Origin of the sequence: Halogeometricum sp. CBA1124, assembly GCF_009741955.1 — an archaeon.
GTDB lineage: Archaea > Halobacteriota > Halobacteria > Halobacteriales > Haloferacaceae > Halogeometricum > Halogeometricum rufum.
Window position 1 is genome coordinate 1 of the sequence record NZ_WPCD01000331.1, and the last position, 2,081, is coordinate 2,081.

The 2,081-nt window shown below is 64.3% G+C and carries 1 protein-coding gene and 1 pseudogene; one reads left to right on the plus strand and one right to left on the minus strand.

Translation table 11 applies throughout. The annotated features are described in order from the left end of the window. Nucleotides 1-538: 538 nt before the first annotated feature. Nucleotides 539-1,411 (minus strand): ArsR family transcriptional regulator, encoded by an 873-nt coding sequence (locus tag GJ632_RS21160; protein WP_343161309.1) that lies wholly within the window; start codon nucleotides 1,409-1,411, stop codon nucleotides 539-541. 139 nt (nucleotides 1,412-1,550) lie between these two features. On the opposite strand from GJ632_RS21160, the pseudogene GJ632_RS21165 reads away from it, so the two are divergent. Next, nucleotides 1,551-2,081: pseudogene (locus tag GJ632_RS21165) on the plus strand (cytochrome bc complex cytochrome b subunit); the annotation flags it as partial.

The following is a 2,081-nucleotide window of genomic DNA, read 5'->3' on the forward strand; positions in this document are numbered from 1 at the left end:
TGCGAAACGGACCCGTGTTCGTCCGACGTGCGACACACTCACCCTTCCCGGCGTTGGCCCAACGAATTCGAGCTACTTCGATAGATAGTTAACAATGGTGAGGAACTTCGTATAAAATACCAGTAGTAGTACGCGCGAGAACCTAAGGAAGTCACCAGATGGTACCGGACCAAACCGAGATGGAAAGACGGACCACCGCAACGAACGTGGAATCGGAACCGGAAGTCGACAAGTTCTACCTCCCCCGCGACGACGCTCCCCGACGGACGTCGGGCGCCTCGAAGCGGTTCTCACCGACCTCTTCGGCGGTCACGGCCGCGTGCTGATTCCGCGGACGTACAACCGGTAGTCTCTCGGTCGAACGACCCACTGGTCGCGTTCTCTACTCGCTTCTGGTCTTCTCCGTCGGAAGTCGCCGTTCGACCCGTTACGGGCGTACGGGTGTAATATAGATGCAGCTTTTACTGATAGGAACGAATATAATTCTCTCACTCGGGAACGACCGGTCGCCGCCGTCGGGTCGCGTCCGTGGAGGGAATCAGCCGCGCGTGTGGTCGACGACAGTCGCAGTCTCGTCTAGCGTCAGTTCGAGTTCGTCGCCGTCGAGTCGCACGACGAGTCGAAGGCGAAGCGGGTCTTCGGAGGCGACGGTGGCCTCGGGGTCCAGAAGCGACGTGAGTTCCCAGACGTACGACCGACGCAGGTCGATGCCGTGGTCGTACAGGAACGAGGTGACCGCCGGGTGGTCCATGACGACTCCGCCGACGTTCAGGTGCGTCCGGTCGCCGCACGCCCGGCAGTCGAACCGCACGTCCAGCGAGGGGCGGAACGTGACCGACTCCGACGACGACAGCGCCGTGAGCGAGGAGTCGACCCGACCCTGACAGAGCTTGCAGAACCCGCGGCTGAGTTGGTTCGTGAGCGTCAGGAGGTGCCTGCTGAACACCGCCGGAAGGTTCTCGGGGTCGAGACCCGAGACGGTGTTCGGCGGAATCGGCATGCGAGTGACGAGGTCCTCGCAGTCGTCGCAGTCGACGGTGACGTCGCCGCCCTCGTACCGGGCCGAGAGGTGTCCGCCGCAGAACATGCACTCGCCCGCGGGGACGTCGTCCACCGTAATCTCGTCCGCCTCTGTGAACCGGCCCGACACGGCCGCGCCGACCACGTGTTGGCCCGCGTGCGTGAGCGCGTACCCGTCCTCGGACCGTTCGACGAACGCCGGAACGAGCACGTTCAGGTGGTAGTTGAACTTCCCCGAGTCGCGGACGTCGACGAGCGACTGGAGGTCGGTGAACGAGAGCGGTTCCTCCTGCTGTTCCCAGAGCGTCCGGATTATCTCTATCCGCAACTCGTTCGCGAGGAGGCCGAAGACGGCGTCGAGTTCGGCCGCGGGCAGGCGTTCGACCGTCACGACCGCAGGTGTCTGTCGACCGTCATGAGTATTTCTGTCCACGCCCGCCGGCAACGAGGTTCGGACGCTTTCTAGTAGGATTCCTTACAGAAACTTTTCTCTGAGAACGCTTACGTTGCAGTCGGCCGACGGGTCTCGTATGTCGGACGTCCCCGACGACGGACCCTCCTCCAGCGACCGGTCGAAACGCGAGACGAACGACGAGGCGACGGACGGCGGGGTGAGCGACGGCGAGGCGACGGGCGACGAAGCCGCGACTGGCGAGGCGCGACCGGACGGCAGCGGCATCGTCGCACCGGACGGCGAGACGCCGACGTGGCGCGAGCGCAAGGAGCGCTCCGTCGGCCTCTCCCGCCTCACGTACGAGTACTTCGAGCGCTCCCGGCGCGAAGACCAGGACCTGCGGCAGGAGTCCGACTACGTCGAACGCGACGTACTCGCGTTCCCGACGTGGCCACACGAGATAATCCGGAACCTCGCCATCACGAGCTTCTTCGTGGGGATGATCCTGTTCCTCGCGGCGACGCTCCCGCCGCACATCGGCCCGCCCGCGAACGGCAGCGTCACGCCCGCTATCATCCTCCCCGACTGGTACCTCTACTGGTCGTTCGGCCTGCTCAAGCTGGGTCCGCTGAACCCCGAACTGAGCATCCTCGGCGGAACCAAGCTG